Below are 18,308 nucleotides of genomic sequence, written 5' to 3'. Positions count from 1 at the left end.
ACGTACAAGACGAGGCCGTACGACGATCGGCAGTCTCACGGCATGAGCACTGAACCCATCCCTTCCGACGTCCGCCCCGATGTCCGCTTCGACACCAAGATCGCCGTACTGCTCCGGGACGACCTGGAGCCCTGGCAGCGCCTCAATGTCACCGCGTTCCTGGTCAGCGGCCTGGGCGCGACGGTCCCCGAGGTGGTCGGAGAGCCGTACGAGGACGCCGACGGGGTGGCGTACCTGCCGATGTTCCGGCAGCCGGTGCTGGTCTTCGAGGGGACGAAGGAGACGTTGAAGGCGGCACACGAGCGGGCGCTGAGCCGGGCCCTGCCCCGGGCGGTCTTCACGGCGGATCTGTTCTCGACCGGCAACGACCGCGACAACCGCGCGGCGGTGCGTGCCGTGCCGACGGCGGAGCTGGACCTGGTGGGGCTTTCGGTGTACGGGCCGCGGAACGGGGTGGACAAGGTGCTGAAGGGGGCGCGGATGCATCCGTGAGGACCGATCCGTGCGGACCGGCGGAGGATCGGCGGACTGGGCCGGTAGGGCGACCGGCGGACTGGGCCGCTAGGAGGAATCGCGTGGCGTGACCGGGTGATCCGATCATCCCGCCCGCCCCATTGCCTGGCGAACGAAGCATCTGACTGTCATGCGACTCATCAGATTCAGCAGCATGGCAGCGGTGGCGGCGGTCGTCGTCACGGGTGTGGCGGGCGGACCGGCGAGCGCTGGGGGCCAGGATGACGTGACCCAGGTTCCCTGCAGCACGACGGCGCTGACCACTGCCGTCAGCGCGGCGTCACCGGGCGAGACACTCTCCCTCTCCCGTGACTGTACGTACCATCTGACCTCTGCCCTCGGCAGCGGTGAGGGTCTGCCGACCATCGACCAGAGCCTCAAGATCCGGGGCAACGGCGCGACGATCGTTCGTGACGGGATCGGGACCGCCCTGTTCCGGATCTTCCATGTCAACTCGGGCGGTAACCTCCGCCTGGAGGACCTCACCGTCCGTGGTGGGAACACCAGCGGCGACGGCGGGGGCATTCTGGTCGACTCCGGCGGCAGGCTCACGCTGGTCGGCGTCGACGTGATCGACAACACCTCCTCGAACAGCGGTGGCGGTGTGGCGGTGTCACCGGGCGCCACGGCGGTCGTACGACGCGGCTGGCTGGCGTTCAACAACGCCGCCAACGGCGGTGGGTTGTACAGCGGGGGAACGCTGAGCGTGGACGACTCCGAGTTCAGCCGCAACCACGCCCGGGCCGCCGGCGGTGCTCTCTACCAGGACGCCGGCAACGCCTTCGTGCACGCGAGCGTGATCAGGCGCAACACGTCGGCCAGCAGAGGTGGTGGCGTCACCGGCAGCGGCACCGCATCGCTGGAATTCAGCGAAAGCAAGATCACGAACAACACGACCGCCGGCGTCCAGGGCGGCGGGATCCAGAACCTGTCGAGCCTGAGGCTGGAGGACACAGAGGTCAGCGGCAACGTGGTCGGAGGCATGGCGGGCCACGGGGGCGGCATCTACAACGCCACGACCGCCGCCGTGCTCGTTCTGAAAGGCAGCGAGGTCCTCCGCAAGAGCGCGAACGGCAACGGCGTTTCCCAGGCCGGCGGCATCTACAACGACGCCGGAAAGGTCACCCTCGACCACAGCCACGTCCGCGACAACGCCTCCACGACGGCCCCCGGAGGCGTCTTCACGACCAACCAGTTCACGGTCATCGACTCGACCATCACCCGCAACATCCCGACGAACTGCGCGGGAAGCCCCGTTGTGGTGACGGGCTGCAGGAACTGACGCCCGCTTGCCCGCCGCGGGTGCCTGTCTCTGTCTCGGGGGACAGGTGCCCCGCGGGCGGCCGCACCGGTTCTCGCCCTGGGCCGTGTACGTTCTCGCCCTGGGCCGTGTATGTACTCGCCCTGGGCCGTGAAGGTACTCGGGCCGAGCGGGAACCCACGGATCAGGCCGTACGTACCTCGGCCTCGGCGCCCGTAGCCGCCTTCGTGACCGAGGCGCGCCCTTCCGGCAGCCGCCGCATGAGGAGGCCGTACCCGAGGGCCGCCGCCGTCCCCACGACCGCGCACGTCCCCCACAACCACCGCGCCCCGAACCGGTCGATGACGACACCGGACATCAGCGGCGCGATGAGCGCGGCGGCGGACCAGGACAGCGTGTACATGCCCTGATAGCGCCCCCGTCCGTGGACCGGCGAGAGCCGCACCACCAGCCCGGTCTGGGTCGGCGCGTTGACGATCTCGGCGAGCGTCCACACGCACACGGTGAGTGCGAAGACGCCCACGGACCCGGCGAAGGCGGTGAGCCCGAAGCCGTACCCCGCGAGGAGGGAGGAGACGACGAGCAGGGACCGCGGGTCACGGTGCTCGATGACCCGGGTGACAGGAATCTGGAGTACGACGATCAGTACCCCGTTCACCGCGATGGCCATGCCGTAGTCGGCGGGCGAGAACCCGGCCCTGCCCATCGCCACCGGCAGCCCGACGGACCCCTGCTGGAAGACCAGGGCGACGAGGAAGGACAGCCCGACGACGGCCATGTACCGCCCGTCACGCACCACGGTCCCGAGGCTGACCTCGCCGTCCCTGTCAGCCCTGTTCGAAGCTGGCTCAGGTCGCGACTCGGGCAGCTTGAGGAAGACGAGGACGGCACAGACGGCGGTCATCCCGCCCTCGATCAGAAACCCGGCGCGGTAGCTGACCTCGGCGATGAACCCGGCCCCCATGGAGGACACGGCGAACCCGAGGTTGATGGCCCAGTAGTTCAACGAGAAGGCGCGCACCCGGTCCTCCGGCCGCACGATGTCGGCCATCATCGCCTGCACGGCCGGCCGGGAGGCGTTGGAGGCCATGCCGACGAGGAAGGCGACGGCGGCGATGGCGACGGGGTCGTGCACGAAGCCGAGCAGTGCGACGGCCCCCGCCGTGGAGCCCTGGGCGAGCAGCAGCGTCGGCCGCCGCCCCAGCCGGTCGGCCATCACCCCGCCGCCCAGGGCGGAGACCACCCCGCCCAGGCCGTGCAGTGAGGCGACAAGCCCGGCGTACGAGGCGCTGTACCCCCGGTCCAGCGTCAGATACAGGGCCATGTACGTGGCGACGAAGGAGCCCAGCCGGTTGACGAGGGTGCTGGTCCACAGCCACCAGAACTCACGGGGCAGACCGGAGACGGTCTCCCGGACAGCGCGCCGCAGGGCGACGGACGACATGGCTCCCCCAGAGCAAGGCGTAAGTGACGCAAGGAATGAGTGGACCTTACTTTTGCCTCGCTCACCTGAGCCACTCAATTAACAAAAGCAGTCAACTGTCCGACGTCTGGGACGCCCTCCGGGCGCCGGCCCCCTGCCCCGAACACGTGGATTACGCTCTGACCCATGGCCGACGCACCGTACAAGCTGATCCTCCTCCGCCACGGCGAGAGCGAGTGGAACGCGAAGAACCTGTTCACCGGCTGGGTGGACGTCAACCTCAACGAGAAGGGCGAGAAGGAGGCAGTCCGCGGCGGTGAGCTCCTGAAGGACGCCGACCTGCTCCCGGACGTTGTCCACACCTCCCTCCAGAAGCGAGCGATCCGCACCGCACAGCTCGCCCTCGAAGCGGCCGACCGCCACTGGATCCCGGTCCACCGCACCTGGCGCCTGAACGAGCGCCACTACGGCGCGCTCCAGGGCAAGGACAAGGCGGCGACGCTGGCCGAGTTCGGCGAGGAGCAGTTCATGCTCTGGCGCCGCTCGTACGACACCCCGCCGCCCCCGCTGTCGGACGACTCCGAGTACTCCCAGGCCGCGGACCCCCGCTACGCGACGATCCCCCCGGAGCTGCGCCCCCGCACGGAGTGCCTCAAGGACGTCGTCGTCCGCATGCTCCCGTACTGGTACGACGGCATCGTCCCCGACCTCCTGACCGGCCGCACGGTCCTGGTCGCCGCCCACGGCAACAGCCTGCGCGCCCTGGTCAAGCACCTCGACGGCATCTCGGACGCCGACATCGCGTCCCTGAACATCCCGACGGGCATCCCCCTCTACTACGAGCTGGACGCCGACTTCAAGCCGATCACCCCGGGCGGCAAGTACCTCGACCCGGAGGCCGCGGCGGCAGCGATCGAGGCGGTCAAAAACCAGGGCAAGAAGAAGTAGGTTCCGTGATCAGGCTCCTACCAGGGCTTTCGTGCCTGGTAGGGGCCTTGATGCTGTGCTGGGGCCGTCTCTGGACCGTCGGCCGGTTGATCAGGGTACGAGCCATCAACCGCCATGTCGCATCGTTGGCGAGGTGGTCCGACGTCCCGCCCACCGCCGAACTCCGCGAGGTGCAAAGGCTGCTCGACCACGGTGTGGCCAAGGAGTGGTGGGACATGGAAGAGGGGTGCGTCACTGCCCAGTGGCGGACTGGCGCCGCTGGCTGACACGGTTCATGTGCCCCATGGCCGGGGGTCTCCGGACCGTCCGGGGCCACGGGTCGGCGGTGTGTGCGACTACTCGTCGAAGACGAAGAGCGGTTTGGCGCCGTGTGCGGGTGTTTCGGCGAACGAGATGGCTTCGGTGAAGCGTTCGAGGGGGAACGGCTGGCCTTGGGGGATGCTCAGCACCTCGTCAGCGACAAGGCCGCGAACCTCGGACAGCGCGTGCAGCGCCTCCGAGGGCGAGGTGGTGCCGAACCAGCGGTTCAGCCAGAAGCCACGGACCACTTTGGTCTCGTAGATGATTGAGCGCGCGGACAGTGGGATCGTCAGCGCCGCCGGGTCGGTCTGCCGATGGGTGGAGAGCGCGCCGTAGACCACGACCTCTCCTCCCGGAGCCAATGCCTGGGACACCTTGGCACCCACCTCGCCCGCGACACAGTCGGCGGCCTTGCGCACGCCGGCCGGTCCTGCGATCTCGGCCACACGCTGCACCAGATCCTCGTCCTCGGTGCAGATGACCTCGTCGCCACCGAGCGCTTTGATCTCGTCCACGGCAGCGCGCCGCCGCACGACATTGATGGTGCGCATACCCAGATGCCCGGCCAGCTGAATGACGAGACGGCCGACGGTGGAGCCCGCGGCCGTCTGCAACAGCCATTCCCCCGGCTGTACGTCGAGTTCGCGGGTCACCAGGAGCAGCGCGGTCAACGGGTTGACGGCGAGTTGGCAGGCGCTGGAGTCGCTCAGACGGTCGGGGACCGGCAGAAGCCTGTGTGTGTCGGCAACGAGGTATTCCTGCCAGGTGCCGTCCACACGCGGCCCGGGTACGGCCGGGACAGCGACGGCCACCACACGCTCGCCGATCTCCAGTCCCTCGGTATCCGGGCCCAGGGCCTCGATACGGCCCACGCACTCCATGTGGCCGCCGGCCGTGGGGAACCGGGGGGAGAAACCGTAGCGACCACGCAACACGTGCAGGTCGCTGGCGTGAATCGGAGTCGCCTTCACACGGAGCAACACCTGGCCGGCTTCCGGCGTGGGAACAGGCCGGGTTTCCAGCCGCAGGACGTCGTTCGGCTCGCCGACCTCTCCGGCTACGAGCGCGCGCATGGATTGCGGCATGAGCGACCTTTCGTCTCCCAGCACCCTACGAACGCCGTACTTCCAACTCCTCCCAGCCTGCGCTCCTCCGTGAGCGCTGTCATGTCGTGGGTAGCCCAGGTGTTCGCGGAAGCAAGCTCATGAGGCCGAGGAGGATCGTCTTTTCTGGGTTGCCGGATCGGCAAATGCGGTCGTGGTCCTGGTGTGGGTGCTCGCATGATCCGTGGTGAGACTACGAGGCCGAGACCCAGGAGGGCTCATGGAGGGTACGCATCGGGTTGTTTCCGGTGGCGGGCGGAGGGTTCATCTGGTCGAGCAGGGGGCCGGGCCGCTCGTGCTGCTCGTGCACGGGTTCCCCGAGGGCTGGTACTCCTGGCGGCATCAGTTGCCGGTGCTCGCCGCGGCGGGATATCGGGCCGTCGCCATCGATGTGCGGGGGTACGGGCGTTCCGGCAAGCCGGTCTCGCCGGACGCCTACCGGATGGGCGAACTCGTCGAGGACAACGTCTTCGTCGTGCGTGCGCTCGGCGAGGAGTCGGCCGTGGTCGTCGGCCATGACTGGGGTGCCACCATCGCCGCGAACTCCGCGTTGCTCAGGCCCGAGGTCTTCCGGGCCGTCGGGCTGCTGAGTGTGCCGTACGCCCCGCGTGGCGGGCCGCGGCCCAGTGACGTCTTCGCTCGGATGAGTGGCGGGGACGAGGAGTTCTATGTCTCGTACTTTCAGGAGTCGGGTCGGGCCGAGGGCGAGATCGAGCCTGATGTACGGGGGTGGCTCGCGGGGTTCTACGCCGCCTTCTCCGGCGACACCATGCCTGGGCCCGGCGCTCCCGACCCCCACTTCGTCGGCGTAGGGGGCACCCTCAGGGATCGGTTTCCCGTCGGCCGGCTGCCCGCCTGGCTCGGTGAGCAGGATCTCGACGTCTACGCCGGGGAGTTCGAGCGCACCGGACTCACCGGTGCGCTCAACCGGTACCGGAACATGGACCGCGACTGGGAGGATCTCGCCGCCTACGACGGTGCTCCGATCACCCAGCCGTCCCTGTTCGCCGGCGGCAGCCTCGACGCCTCCACGACCTGGCTGGCCGACGCGATCGAGGCCTACCCGGTCACCCTTCCCGGCCTGGTCTCGTCCCATCTCCTCGACGGCTGTGGGCACTGGATCCAGCAGGAACGGCCGGACGAGATCAACCGGTTGCTCCTCGACTGGCTCGCCGGCCTGCCCGCCCGCTGACCGAACGCGCGCCGGTTACGGCCTCCCGGCCGTCAGCCCGGTCGGGAGGCCGGTCGGGAGGCCGGTGGTATCGGCGTCACCAGATCGACAGCGGTACCGCGTGGATCTCGTCCGCCGGATGGCCCGCGCGTTCGTGGACGCGCTGGACCGCCTCGGCCGAGGGTGCCTCGGAGAGGCAGTAGACCTCGCCGGAGGCAGGGTCGGCCCAGGCTCGTTCGAAGTGGACGCCCTCGTCCTTCTCGACGGCGAGGTCGGCCTCGTGGGCCTCCTTGAGCTGGTCGGCGGTGAGGCCCTTCATCCCGTGGTGTACGTCCATGAACTGGGGCATGACAAGCACCTCCTGTCTCCCCTTCCTCTCCATGTTGCGCCCGCCCGTGCCGCCTCGCGCGGTGCCCTCCACATGCCCCAAGGGCCCCCGACCGAAGTCGAGGGCCCTTGGCCGTACGTCGGGTGTGCGCTCAGCCGCACTGGCAGGGGCTGCCCGACTGGCAGCCGCAGCCGCAGCCGGAGCCGCAGCCGCATGCGCCGATGACCAGGAGGTTCTTGATCTCGACGGACTGCTCGGTCTCGCGCTGCTGGGTGGGGTCGGGCGTGGTGCTGGGGGATTCGGCCATGGATCCCTCCTAGGGGTCCCTAGAGGTAGGGCGTGGTGCATTTGCCCATTCCACGTCCATTCCATACCTGTTCCGCCGGGCGCATCAACGGCGCACAGTGGCGCCCGCGCGCCCGCTCTGCACTACCTCGCGAGGTCGAGCTCACCCGGCGGAGTCAGGCCCCCTCGGCGCCCGTCACCGGCTGGATGTCGGGCTGGATGTCGGGCTGGAGGTCGTCCGCGTGCTCGCCCGTGACCAGGAAGACGACGCGCTTGGCGACGGCCACCGCGTGGTCGGCGTACCGCTCGTAGTAGCGGCCGAGCAGCGTCACGTCGACCGCGGTCTCGATGCCGTGCTGCCACTTGTCGTCCAGCAGGTGCTGGAAGAGGGTGCGGTGCAGCAGGTCCATCTCGTCGTCGTCCTGCTCCAGCTGCATCGCCAGGTCGACGTCCTTGGTGATGATGACCTCGGCGGCCTTGGCCATCAGGCGCTGCGCGAGCTGGCCCATCTCCAGGATGGTCGCGTGCAGGTCGTAGGGGACCGCCCGCTCCGGGTAGCGCAGCCGGGCCAGTTTGGCGACGTGCTGGGCCAGGTCGCCGGAGCGCTCCAGGTCGGCGGACATCCGCAGCGAGGTGACGACGATCCGCAGATCGGTCGCCACCGGCTGCTGGCGGGCCAGCAGGGCTATCGCCCGGGCCTCCAGGTCGTGGTGGAGCTCGTCCACCTTCTGGTCGGCTTCGATGACACTTTCGGCCAGCTTGAGGTCGGCGTCGAGGATCGCCGTCGTGGCGCGCCCGATCGCCGATCCGACCAGCCTGGCCATGTCGACCAGGCTGTCGCCGATCGAGTCGAGTTCCTCGTGGTACGCGTCCCGCATCAGGGTTCCCTCTCGTGCGTGTGTTCCAGGGCTCCGGGGGCCGGGGCCCGTGGCCGAAACCAGCTGCGAACCCCACGCTCCCATGTTCTGGTTCCCGCGCGTCCGTTTCTGCCACCGCAAATGAACCAATACTGGCTCCAAGGTGAACTCTGGGCGACGAGTGTTCGAGCTGACACCTCGCGGACTGTGGGGATGTCGTACCCCCTGCTTAACCTGTTTGCATGGACGTGAACGCGGCGGTCGCCGCAGCGGCAGCGATCGCCGGGGTGCTTACCGGTGTCATCGCCATGCTGGCGTTCCGCTGGAGCGAACGCGACCAGAAGCGACCGACCAGGACTTCCCTGCACACCGACCCCGTGCTGCCCCCCGGCGTGGACACCGTACTGAGCGTGCTGCGCTCCTCCGCGGTCGTCCTCGACGAGGGCGACATCGTCGTCAAGGCGAGCTCGGCGGCGTACGCCCTCGGACTGGTCCGCGGGGGCAAACTCGCCATCGAGCCGATGCTCCACATGGCCCGGGACACGAGAAGGGACGGCGAGATACGGCAGGTCGAACTGGACCTGCCGCGCCGTGGCACCGGACGCGGGGAGGCGCTCGCCGTCTCCGCCCGGGTGGCGCCCCTCGGCTCCCGGCTGGTACTGCTCCTGGTCGAGGACCTCACCGAGGCCCGTAGGATCGAGGCGGTACGACGCGACTTCGTGGCGAATGTCAGCCACGAGCTCAAGACCCCGGTCGGCGCACTCTCCCTCCTCTCCGAGGCCGTCATGGACGCCTCGGAGGATCCGGAGGCGGTGGAGCGCTTCGCCGGTCGTATGCAGATCGAGGCCACGCGCCTGACCAACCTGGTCCAGGAGCTCATCGATCTGTCGAGAGTGCAGAACGACGATCCGCTGGAGGACGCCGAGCCCGTCCGGGTGGACGAACTCGTCGCCGAGGCGATCGACCGGTGCCGCCACCAGGCCGGCACCAAGCAGATCACCATGGCCGCCGGCGGCACCGCCGACCTGCACGTCTGGGGCAACCGCGGCCAGCTGGCCGCCGCCCTCGGCAACCTGGTCGAGAACGCCGTCAACTACTCCCCGGCCCGCACCCGGGTCGGGATAGCAGCCCGCCGGGTCGGCGCACCTGGCGGCGAAATGATCGAACTTGCCGTGACCGACCAGGGCATCGGCATCACCGACAAGGACAAGGAGCGCATCTTCGAGCGCTTCTACCGCGTCGACCCGGCCCGCTCACGGGCCACCGGCGGTACCGGTCTCGGTCTCGCCATCGTCAAACACGTGGTCGCCTCGCACGGCGGGGAGGTCACGGTGTGGAGCGCCGAAGGTCAGGGCTCCACGTTCACCCTCAGGTTGCCGGAGGCGGGCGCGGCTCGCGACCGCGCCTCGCAGCACCCCGACCCCGACCTCGAAGACGAGGCCGGTACCACCGAGTCATCCCCGTACGAACCGCTTCCCGCCCCGGAGGTCCTTCCGTGACCCGAGTGCTCGTCGTCGAGGACGAGGAGTCCTTCTCCGACGCCCTGTCGTACATGCTCCGCAAGGAGGGCTTCGAGGTCGCCGTGGCGGCCACGGGCCCCGACGGCCTCGACGAGTTCGAGCGCAACGGCGCCGACCTCGTCCTCCTCGACCTGATGCTGCCCGGCCTGCCCGGCACCGAGGTCTGCCGCCAGCTGCGCGGCCGGTCCAATGTCCCCGTCATCATGGTGACGGCCAAGGACAGCGAGATCGACAAGGTTGTCGGGCTCGAAATAGGAGCCGACGACTACGTGACCAAGCCCTTCTCCTCCCGCGAGCTGGTCGCCCGTATCCGGGCCGTCCTGCGCCGTCGCGGGGAGCCGGAGGAGGTCACCCCGGCCGCGCTCGAGGCCGGCCCGGTCCGCATGGACGTCGACCGCCACGTGGTGACGGTCTCCGGCTCCAAGGTCGACCTCCCCCTCAAGGAGTTCGACCTGCTGGAGATGCTCCTGCGCAACGCAGGGCGCGTCCTCACCCGTATGCAGCTCATCGACCGGGTCTGGGGTGCCGACTACGTCGGTGACACCAAGACCCTCGACGTCCACGTCAAGCGCCTGCGCGCCAAGATCGAGCCGGACCCGGGTGCCCCGCGGTACCTGGTGACGGTTCGTGGTCTCGGGTACAAGTTCGAGCCGTAGACCGAGATTGTCCGGAGCCGGCGGACGGAGTCCGGCGCAGCACTCCGAAGCCCGCGTAGCGGTGCGAGGGGTGCGTCGAGGGCGGTGTTCGAGCCCGACCCGGGTGCCCCGCGGTACCTGGTGACGGTTCGTGGTCTCGGGTACAAGTTCGAGCCGTAAACCGCCGGCCTGGTGTGACGACCGTACGAAGAAGGGCGGCCCCCGAGGGGGTACCGCCCTTCTCGCGTTGGCCGTACGACCGCTCAGCCCGCGTTCGTCGACGCCGACGCCGAGTCGCTCGGGGTCGCCGAAGCGCTCCCGGACGACTTGCCCTTGCCCGGCTTGGCACTGCCGCTCGCCGTGGCGCCCGCCGCCGGGGAGCCGGAGGCCGAGGAGGAGGCGGACGAGGACGCGGAGGCCGAGGAGGAGGCGGACGAGGACGCGGAGGCCGAGGCCGAGGCCGACGGGACGGAGCTCGGGCCCCAGCCCGAGAAGTAGCTCTCGGCGGGGACGACGAACGCGCGCAGGCTCACATCACCAGTCCTGCTGAAGGTGAACGTGACCTTCTGCGCGTTGCCGTCCTTGACCGCGTCGCGGCTGCTGGGCAGCACCGCGGAGGCGTTGCCCTTGCCGCCCAGGATCAGCCGGCCGCCGCCCGGGATGGTCAGCGGCTGGGACTTGGTGGGGTGCAGCTGGGCGGACTTGTTGGTGCCGGCGACGACGATCGACTGGAGCGTCTCGGGCTGGGTGCCGGTGTTGAAGATGGTCGCGGAGACCACGGCCGGGCCGGTCGACGTGAGGTCGGGCTGGGTGATCACGGTCGCGTTCTGGATCTTGATGTCGCCGACACTCGTCGCGGCGTTGTCCGGCTTGATCTCCAGCGTCTGGGAGTCGTTGCCGGCACCGCACGCGGCAAGCGAGGCGACGGAGAAGGCGATGGCGGAGGCGGCGAGGGCGCCGCGTCGAAGGCTGCTGCTCACGGCGGCGGCAACTCCTTGAACGCACGGGCGGCCCTCTGATAAAGCCGCCCTAAGGGTCTGTCAGCGGCCTTAGGTTACCGAGCCGTTCCCCCGCGGCCGCACCCGACCCTCCCCAAGCCGCTCCCTTCCCTTGAGCTTCCCTCCGGCCGGGGTACCCCAGGGCTCCACAAGTGACTCTTCGGTCACTTTGTGGGGCGCTCGTCAGGCATTCACATAACTCGTTCGCCACACCGCGCGCAAAATTTCCGTGAAGGAATGCGCGACCGCCGGGAAAATTGATCACATACCGTTCGGTCGGACACCTGTGATCAATTCCGGAAACGTCTCGGATCCGGCTCCGGCAGCCGAACGGAGTAGCGGAAGTCGTATGCTTGGAACGGGACAAATGTGGACGTTCGGCCACTTGGGCGTGCGTCCGGAGGTGCGTAACGTACGCGTTTCTCCTCCCCCGAAGAACCGCTCCGACCTGCGAATACCTGCTTCCGGACGGCTCGCGAAGCACGTTCCTGTTGCTGTTGTCAAGCCCCGAGATATGCCCTGACCTGCGAAAACGCCATTCAGAACCGCCGGTTTCCGTGTTACCCTGGATAGCCACGGAAGGGGTACCTGTCACATGACGTTCAAGGTTGGCGACACCGTGGTCTATCCCCATCACGGGGCCGCGCTGATCGAGGCCATCGAAACTCGCCAGATCAAAGGCGTGGACAAGACCTACTTGGTGCTGAAGGTCGCCCAAGGTGACCTGACGGTACGTGTGCCAGCGGACAATGCGGAGTTCGTCGGCGTGCGTGATGTGGTCGGTCAGGACGGGCTGGACCGGGTCTTCGAGGTGCTGCGCGCGCCGTACGCCGAGGAGCCCACGAACTGGTCCCGTCGATACAAGGCAAACCTGGAGAAGCTCGCCTCCGGCGATGTCATCAAGGTCGCGGAAGTCGTGCGTGACCTGTGGCGTCGTGAGCGCGAGCGCGGACTCTCCGCCGGTGAGAAGCGCATGCTCGCCAAGGCCCGCCAGATCCTGGTGAGCGAGCTCGCCCTCGCGGAGAACACAAACGAGGACAAGGCCGAGGCCCTGCTCGACGAGGTCCTCGCGTCCTGACGCGGTCCAGCTCGGCACGCTGAAACTCCGCACACTGAATGCCGCGGTGCCCGATGACACATTTGTCGCCGGGCGCTGCGGCATGTCCGTGCCCGGAACTCGCGCATTCGGAATCCCGCCCCCGGCGGAAACCCCCGATACTAGGCGTGCCGGGCCCGGGCTGCTGGCTCGACCAGTGTCACGGAAGGGTCCGGTCAAGGCGTCGCGCCCGGCACTTCCCAGGCCATACCCACGCCAGGCCCGCACACAAACCTGACAGGAACCGATGTCTGACGATTCGCGTTCTTCGCGTACGGAACTGCGTACCGCCGCCGTGATTCCCGCCGCCGGCCGGGGCGTACGGCTCGGTCCGGGCGCCCCCAAGGCGCTTCGCGCGCTGAACGGCACGCCCATGCTCATCCACGCCGTGCGCGCACTGGCCGCCTCCCGCGCGGTCTCCCTGGTCGTCGTCGTGGCCCCGTCCGACGGCGCGCCCGAGGTCAAGTCCCTCCTCGACGCGCACGCGCTGCCCGAGCGCACCGACTTCCTCGTCGTCCCGGGCGGCGACTCCCGGCAGGAGTCGGTCAAGCTCGGCCTGGACGCACTGCCCCCCGACTACGACATCGTCCTCGTCCACGACGCGGCCCGCCCGCTGGTCCCCGTCGACACGGTCGACGCCGTGATCCAGGCGGTCCGCGACGGCGCCCCCGCGGTCGTCCCCGCGCTTCCGCTCGCCGACACCGTCAAGGAGGTCGAGCCGGCGACGGTCCAGGGTGACCCCGAGCCGGTCGTCGCCACCCCCCAGCGCGCCCGCCTGCGCGCGGTCCAGACCCCTCAGGGCTTCGACCGTACGACGCTGGTCCGCGCGCATGAGACGGTCACCGACAACGTCACCGACGACGCCAGCATGGTCGAACAACTCGGCGAACAGGTCGTGGTCGTCCCCGGCCACGAGGAGGCCTTCAAGGTCACCCGCCCCCTCGACCTGGTCCTCGCCGAGGCGGTCCTGGCCCGCAGGAGGCTCAACGATGGCTTCTGAGCTGCCGCTGCTTCCGCGGGTGGGTGTCGGCACCGACATCCATGCCTTCGAGGAGGGCCGCGAGCTGTGGTGCGCCGGCCTGAAGTGGGAGGGCGAGGGCCCGGGCCTGGCCGGTCACTCGGACGCGGACGTCGTCGCGCACGCGGCGTGCAACGCGCTGTTCTCGGCGGCGGGCCTGGGGGACCTCGGGCAGCACTTCGGCACCGGGCGCCCGGAATGGTCCGGCGCTTCGGGCGTGACCCTGCTGACGGAGGCGGCCCGGATCGTCCGCGACGCCGGATTCGTGATCGGGAACGTCGCGGTGCAGGTCGTAGGAGCGCGCCCGAAGATCGGCAAGCGCCGCGACGAGGCGGAGAAGCTCCTGTCGGCGGCGGCGGGGGCTCCGGTTTCCGTGTCGGGGGCCACGACGGACGGGCTGGGGTTCCCGGGCAGGGGCGAGGGCCTTATGGCGGTGGCAACGGCCCTGGTGGTCAAAGAAGGGTGAGCGGTCCCACCTGAGGGGCGCGGCCGGCCGCAGTGCACCGGCACCCGGCGACGGCCCTCCACAACCGGTGCCACCCACTGCCGTCGGCCCACTACCCTTGTCTCGTGACCATTCGCCTGTACGACACCAACGCCCGGCAGATCCGTGACTTCGCCCCGCTCGCCCCGGGCTGTGTCTCGATCTACCTCTGTGGTGCCACCGTGCAGGCGGCACCGCACATCGGCCATATCCGTTCCGGCCTCAACTTCGACATCATGCGCCGCTGGTTCGAATACCGCGGCTATTCCGTGACGTTCATCCGGAACGTCACGGACATCGACGACAAGATCATCGCCAAGTCCGCCGACCAGGGCCGTCCCTGGTGGGCGATCGGCTACGAGAACGAGCGCGCGTTCAACGACGGTTACACCGCGCTCGGCTGCCTCCCGCCGACGTACGAGCCCCGCGCGACCGGGCACGTACCGGAGATGATCGAGATGATGCGCGGACTGATCGAGCGCGGGCACGCGTACGAGGCCGACGGCAACGTCTACTTCGACGTGCGCTCCTACCCGGACTACCTCCAGCTCTCCAACCAGGAGCTGGACAACCTCCGCCAGCCGGAGGGCGAGGGCGAGACCGGCAAGCGGGACCAGCGGGACTTCGCGCTGTGGAAGGCCGTGAAGCCGGGCGAGCCCAGCTGGGAGACGCCGTGGGGCCGCGGCCGGCCCGGCTGGCACCTGGAGTGCTCGGCGATGGCCCACAAGTACCTCGGCGAGGCCTTCGACATCCACGGCGGCGGCCTCGACCTGATCTTCCCGCACCACGAGAACGAGATCGCCCAGGCCAAGGCCTACGGCGACGACTTCGCCCAGTACTGGGTGCACAACGCCTGGGTCACCATGAGCGGCGAGAAGATGTCGAAGTCCCTCGGGAACTCGGTCCTCGTCTCCGAGATGGTCAAGGCGTGGCGCCCGATCGTGCTGCGCTACTACCTCGGCACCCCGCACTACCGCTCGATGATCGAGTACAGCGAGGAGTCGCTGCGCGAGGCGGAGGCGGCGTTCGCGCGGATCGAGGGCTTTGTGCAGCGTGTGGTGGAGCTGGCCGGGGGAGCGGTGGAGCCCTCGCCCGAGGTCCCGCCGGCCTTCGCCGAGGCGATGGACGACGACCTGGGCGTCCCGCAGGCGCTGGCCGTCGTGCACACCACCGTCCGGCAGGGCAACAGCGCGCTGGCAGCCGACGACAAGGAAGCCGCCGTCGCCCGGCTCGCCGAGGTGCGTGCGATGCTCGGCGTCCTCGGTCTGGACCCGCTCGACGCACACTGGTCCGGTGCGGCCGAGAAGGGCGAGGACCTTCACGGGGTCGTCGACAGCCTCGTACGACTGGTCCTCGACCAGCGTGAGTCCGCCCGCGGCCGCAAGGACTGGGCCACCGCCGACGCCATCCGCGACCAGCTGAACCAGTCCGGTCTGGCCATCGAGGACAGCCCGCAGGGCCCGCGCTGGACCCTCAGGTCGTAGCCGGACCCACCAAGATCGACTGTGCCGCCCGGCCCCCCGGGCGGCACACTGCATAAGACGTATGTACGACACAGTCCATGGAGACGAGTAACTGATGGCAGCCAACAACCGCCGCATGTCCGGCAAGAAGGGCGCGCAGGTCGGCAGTGGCGGCCAGCGGCGCCGGGGCCTGGAGGGCAAGGGGCCGACCCCGCCCGCCGAGATGCGCAAGGGACACAAGAAGAACCGCATCGCGGGCGCCAAGGCGAAGCAGACGCTGCGCCGTCCCGCGCCGCGCGGCCGGGGCGGCAAGGGCACCTCCGAGCTGGTCGTCGGCCGTAACCCGGTCGTCGAGGCGCTGCGCGAGGGCGTCCCGGCCTCCACCCTCTATGTCCAGCAGTTCATCGACAACGACGAGCGCGTCCGCGAGGCCCTCCAGCTCGCCGCCGAGCGCGGTGGCATCAACCTCATGGAGGCGCCGCGCCCCGAGCTGGACCGTATGACGAACGGCCTCAACCACCAGGGCCTGGTCCTCCAGGTCCCGCCGTACGAGTACGCGCACCCCGAGGACCTGGCGCAGGCCGCGTACGACGACGGCGAGGACCCGCTGATCGTCGCCCTGGACGGGGTCACCGACCCGCGCAACCTCGGCGCGGTCGTCCGCTCCGTCTCCGCCTTCGGCGGACATGGCGTGGTCGTACCCGAGCGGCGCGCGGCCGGTATGACGGCGGGCGCCTGGAAGACGTCGGCCGGTGCGGCGGCCCGTACGCCGGTGGCGCGCGCCACGAACCTCACCCGGGCCCTGGAGTCGTACCGGAAGGCCGGCATCGTGGTCGTCGGTCTGGCCGCCGATGGCGAGCACGAGATCGGTGACCTGGAGGCGCTCTCCGGGCCCGTCGTCATCGTCGTGGGCAGCGAGGGCAAGGGCCTGTCCCGGCTGGTCGGCGAGACCTGCGACTTCCGGGTGCGGATCCCGATGCCGGGTGGCGCCGAGTCGCTCAACGCCGGTGTGGCGGCCGGGATCGTGCTGTACGAGGCGGCTCGCCGACGGGCCTGACGGCGGTACGAGGCGGCGCGCCGCCGGTGCTGAACAAACGTCCGCAACCTCGCCCGTGCGGGGTGATTCCGGCGTCATGCCCATCCTTGACGGGGTCCGGACACTTCGGGGCGGTCAAAGCAGTGTCCTAACTCCACGTCACTCGGTTAGATGAGTGTGGACACCAGAACACCCCGCACACCCACGGGGGACCGCTCGCCGGGGTTCCGCTCCGGATTCACTTCCGGGCCCGACGACGCTCCCGCGCTGAGCATGGTGAAGGTGCCGAGCGATCCGGCGCAGGTCATCGTCAACCACGCGAGTTTCCGCGTGCAGTTGGGCGTATCGACACGGCGTACCCAATCCCCCCGGGTCGCATGGCACCTGAGCGCCACCGAGGACACCGCGCGCATGCCGGTCGTCGGCAAGGGTGGCAGGGCGGGGGCGGCGCCCGGCCGTCGCCGCCCGGTCGTCTGGAGCGGCAAGTCCGCGCCGGACGACACCGGAGCCCACCGGCTGCTCCAGGCCGTCCGCGGCGGCAGCGTCCGACACGGCGAGGAGCGTGCCGAACCGGCCGGCGCGACCCAGGTCATCCCGCGCGTCGACGACGGCTACGGCGAGGTCGAACAGACCGTAGAGACCCCGATGGTCGGCCATCCGCGCTCCCCCGCCTCGGGCGAGACCCGGCTGCTGCCGCCCATGCGGACCTCGGGCAGCGCCTACGACGAACCTGCCTACGACGAACCGCCCTACGGCGAACCGGCCTACGCCGACGACGAGTTCGAGGACTTCCAGGAACCGCCGTCGACCAGGCGGCACGCCGACGACCCGGCCCGGCACGCCTACTACCCCGGCCGCCGGATGAACCTCGGCGTGGTCCTGCTCCCGTTGCGGATCTTCCTCGGCTTCATCTCCATCTACGCCGGCATGGGCAAGCTGTGCGACCCCGTCTACTTCGACGGCGGCAAGCGCGGCTCCATGGTCACCTGGCTCAACACGCTGCACCCCTGGGACGTCGCCGAGCCGCTGCGCCAGTTCGCCCTCCAGCACCCGGTCGGCTCCGGCCTGGTCATCGCCTTCTTCCAGGTGATCGTCGGCGTCCTGACCGTGCTCGGCTGCTGGCAGCGGGTGGCCGCGGTCGTCGGCGCCCTGCTCTCCGCCGCGCTCATCGTCACCGTCAGCTGGAAGACCGTCCCGGCGTACGACGCCCCCGACATCATCTATCTCGCCGCCTGGTCCCCGCTGATCATCGCCGGCGCCCCCGTCTACTCCGTCGACGGCCGCCTCGCGGGCAGCGCCTGGCGGCGCCTCGGACCGCACTCCGACATCTGGGAGCTGCGCAGCTACGTACTGCGTCGCGGCGCCCTGATCACGGCGGTCACCATCGGCCTCACCCTCCTCGTCGGCTCCCTGCTGGGCGGCGCGGTCCGCGACTCCAGCCGCGTGGTCGTCCCCGGTCCCGGCGAGGCACCCCGCAACAACCTCCCCGGCTCCCCGCTGCCCGGCGAGACGGCCAAGCACCACGCGAGGACCCCGTCGGCTCCCGCGTCCCCCTCCGGGGGCGCCACGGCCGGCGCCAGCCCCTCCGGGGCGGCGACGACCCCGGGTGCCGGCCGCACCACCGGCGGCGCCACCACCACGACGCCCAGCCAGACCCAGGGCACGACGGGCCAGGCCCCGCCCCGGCACACCGCTCCCGCGCCGACGACTGCGGGACCCACGTCCGGTGGCACCACGAGCGGCGGCTCGTCCCCGACGGGCGGCACGGGCACCGGCAGCGGAAGCAGCGGCGGCGGCTCGACGTCCTCGGGCCAGCCGGGCTTGGTGGGCGGCCTGCTGGGCTAGTACGCCGGCGCACACGGTTGAGGC

Annotated in this window: 18 protein-coding genes and 1 pseudogene; 13 read left to right on the top strand and 6 right to left on the bottom strand. The window is 69.9% G+C overall.

What is annotated here, in order from left to right; genetic code table 11:
* Positions 1 to 42: 42 nt before the first annotated feature.
* Positions 43 to 492, top strand: coding sequence for a DUF2000 family protein (locus ACZ7OO_RS20645; protein ID WP_471506303.1), 450 nt, complete (start codon positions 43 to 45; stop codon positions 490 to 492).
* Between the two features lie 151 nt (positions 493 to 643).
* Positions 644 to 1,795 carry a hypothetical protein gene (locus ACZ7OO_RS20640; RefSeq protein WP_471506301.1) on the top strand — a complete coding sequence of 384 codons (1,152 nt, stop codon included), beginning with the start codon at positions 644 to 646 and terminating at the stop codon, positions 1,793 to 1,795.
* 163 nt (positions 1,796 to 1,958) lie between these two features.
* Here ACZ7OO_RS20640 and ACZ7OO_RS20635 read toward each other — a convergent pair whose 3' ends face one another.
* Positions 1,959 to 3,218 carry an MDR family MFS transporter gene (locus ACZ7OO_RS20635; RefSeq protein ID WP_471506299.1) on the bottom strand — a complete coding sequence of 420 codons (1,260 nt, stop codon included), beginning with the start codon at positions 3,216 to 3,218 and terminating at the stop codon, positions 1,959 to 1,961.
* Positions 3,219 to 3,383: 165 nt separating this feature from the next.
* Here ACZ7OO_RS20635 and ACZ7OO_RS20630 point away from each other — a divergent pair, with 165 nt between their 5' ends.
* Positions 3,384 to 4,145, top strand: a complete 762-nt coding sequence (locus ACZ7OO_RS20630; RefSeq protein WP_352223838.1) for a phosphoglyceromutase — start codon at positions 3,384 to 3,386, stop codon at positions 4,143 to 4,145.
* Between the two features lie 335 nt (positions 4,146 to 4,480).
* Here the strand turns inward: ACZ7OO_RS20630 and ACZ7OO_RS20625 are convergent, their stop codons facing one another.
* A complete protein-coding gene (locus ACZ7OO_RS20625; RefSeq protein ID WP_471506297.1) occupies positions 4,481 to 5,554 on the bottom strand; it encodes a zinc-dependent alcohol dehydrogenase family protein in 1,074 nt (357 codons plus the stop codon).
* 214 nt (positions 5,555 to 5,768) lie between these two features.
* Between ACZ7OO_RS20625 and ACZ7OO_RS20620 the strand changes: the two genes are divergently transcribed.
* Positions 5,769 to 6,740, top strand: coding sequence for an alpha/beta fold hydrolase (locus tag ACZ7OO_RS20620; protein ID WP_471506295.1), 972 nt, complete (start codon positions 5,769 to 5,771; stop codon positions 6,738 to 6,740).
* Between the two features lie 76 nt (positions 6,741 to 6,816).
* Here the strand turns inward: ACZ7OO_RS20620 and ACZ7OO_RS20615 are convergent, their stop codons facing one another.
* From ACZ7OO_RS20615 to phoU, 3 genes are all read right to left on the bottom strand, one after another.
* The gene (locus ACZ7OO_RS20615; protein ID WP_471506293.1) at positions 6,817 to 7,068 is read right to left on the bottom strand and encodes an SCO4226 family nickel-binding protein; all 252 of its coding nucleotides are present in this window, start codon (positions 7,066 to 7,068) and stop codon (positions 6,817 to 6,819) included.
* Positions 7,069 to 7,198: 130 nt separating this feature from the next.
* A complete protein-coding gene (locus ACZ7OO_RS20610) occupies positions 7,199 to 7,354 on the bottom strand; it encodes a hypothetical protein (protein WP_471506291.1) in 156 nt (51 codons plus the stop codon).
* 154 nt (positions 7,355 to 7,508) lie between these two features.
* Positions 7,509 to 8,210 carry a phosphate signaling complex protein PhoU gene (gene phoU / locus ACZ7OO_RS20605; RefSeq protein ID WP_471506289.1) on the bottom strand — a complete coding sequence of 234 codons (702 nt, stop codon included), beginning with the start codon at positions 8,208 to 8,210 and terminating at the stop codon, positions 7,509 to 7,511.
* Between the two features lie 221 nt (positions 8,211 to 8,431).
* Here phoU and phoR point away from each other — a divergent pair, with 221 nt between their 5' ends.
* From phoR to ACZ7OO_RS20590, 3 genes and pseudogenes are all read left to right on the top strand, one after another.
* Positions 8,432 to 9,688 (top strand): two-component system sensor histidine kinase PhoR, encoded by a 1,257-nt coding sequence (gene phoR, locus ACZ7OO_RS20600; protein ID WP_471506287.1) that lies wholly within the window; start codon positions 8,432 to 8,434, stop codon positions 9,686 to 9,688.
* A gap of 5 nt (positions 9,689 to 9,693) precedes the next feature.
* Positions 9,694 to 10,365, top strand: coding sequence for a two-component system response regulator PhoP (gene phoP / locus ACZ7OO_RS20595; protein ID WP_018568744.1), 672 nt, complete (start codon positions 9,694 to 9,696; stop codon positions 10,363 to 10,365).
* A gap of 78 nt (positions 10,366 to 10,443) precedes the next feature.
* A pseudogene (locus ACZ7OO_RS20590) lies at positions 10,444 to 10,524 on the top strand (DNA-binding response regulator); the annotation flags it as partial.
* Between the two features lie 83 nt (positions 10,525 to 10,607).
* Here the strand turns inward: ACZ7OO_RS20590 and ACZ7OO_RS20585 are convergent.
* Positions 10,608 to 11,324: a copper chaperone PCu(A)C gene (locus ACZ7OO_RS20585; RefSeq protein ID WP_471506285.1), complete on the bottom strand. Its 717-nt coding sequence runs from the start codon at positions 11,322 to 11,324 to the stop codon at positions 10,608 to 10,610.
* Between the two features lie 613 nt (positions 11,325 to 11,937).
* Between ACZ7OO_RS20585 and ACZ7OO_RS20580 the strand changes: the two genes are divergently transcribed.
* The 6 genes from ACZ7OO_RS20580 (at position 11,938) to ACZ7OO_RS20555 (ending at position 18,284) form a co-directional block, all read left to right on the top strand.
* Positions 11,938 to 12,420: a CarD family transcriptional regulator gene (locus ACZ7OO_RS20580; RefSeq protein WP_003953493.1), complete on the top strand. Its 483-nt coding sequence runs from the start codon at positions 11,938 to 11,940 to the stop codon at positions 12,418 to 12,420.
* A gap of 265 nt (positions 12,421 to 12,685) precedes the next feature.
* Positions 12,686 to 13,438, top strand: coding sequence for a 2-C-methyl-D-erythritol 4-phosphate cytidylyltransferase (gene ispD / locus ACZ7OO_RS20575; protein WP_352223849.1), 753 nt, complete (start codon positions 12,686 to 12,688; stop codon positions 13,436 to 13,438).
* Positions 13,428 to 13,922, top strand: a complete 495-nt coding sequence (ispF, locus tag ACZ7OO_RS20570; RefSeq protein WP_471506283.1) for a 2-C-methyl-D-erythritol 2,4-cyclodiphosphate synthase — start codon at positions 13,428 to 13,430, stop codon at positions 13,920 to 13,922. The genes ispD and ispF overlap by 11 nt, the downstream gene beginning before the upstream one ends.
* Positions 13,923 to 14,026: 104 nt before the next feature.
* The gene (cysS, locus tag ACZ7OO_RS20565; protein ID WP_471506281.1) at positions 14,027 to 15,424 is read left to right on the top strand and encodes a cysteine--tRNA ligase; all 1,398 of its coding nucleotides are present in this window, start codon (positions 14,027 to 14,029) and stop codon (positions 15,422 to 15,424) included.
* A 94-nt stretch (positions 15,425 to 15,518) separates the two neighbouring features.
* Positions 15,519 to 16,460 carry a 23S rRNA (guanosine(2251)-2'-O)-methyltransferase RlmB gene (rlmB, locus tag ACZ7OO_RS20560; protein WP_471506279.1) on the top strand — a complete coding sequence of 314 codons (942 nt, stop codon included), beginning with the start codon at positions 15,519 to 15,521 and terminating at the stop codon, positions 16,458 to 16,460.
* 150 nt (positions 16,461 to 16,610) lie between these two features.
* Positions 16,611 to 18,284, top strand: coding sequence for a DoxX family protein (locus tag ACZ7OO_RS20555; RefSeq protein WP_471506277.1), 1,674 nt, complete (start codon positions 16,611 to 16,613; stop codon positions 18,282 to 18,284).
* Positions 18,285 to 18,308: the final 24 nt, after the last annotated feature.

The organism is Streptomyces sp. NPDC111744, assembly GCF_055634995.1.
The sequence above is the reverse complement of the archived record's forward strand: the minus strand, read 5'-3'. Positions and strand labels throughout refer to the sequence as shown.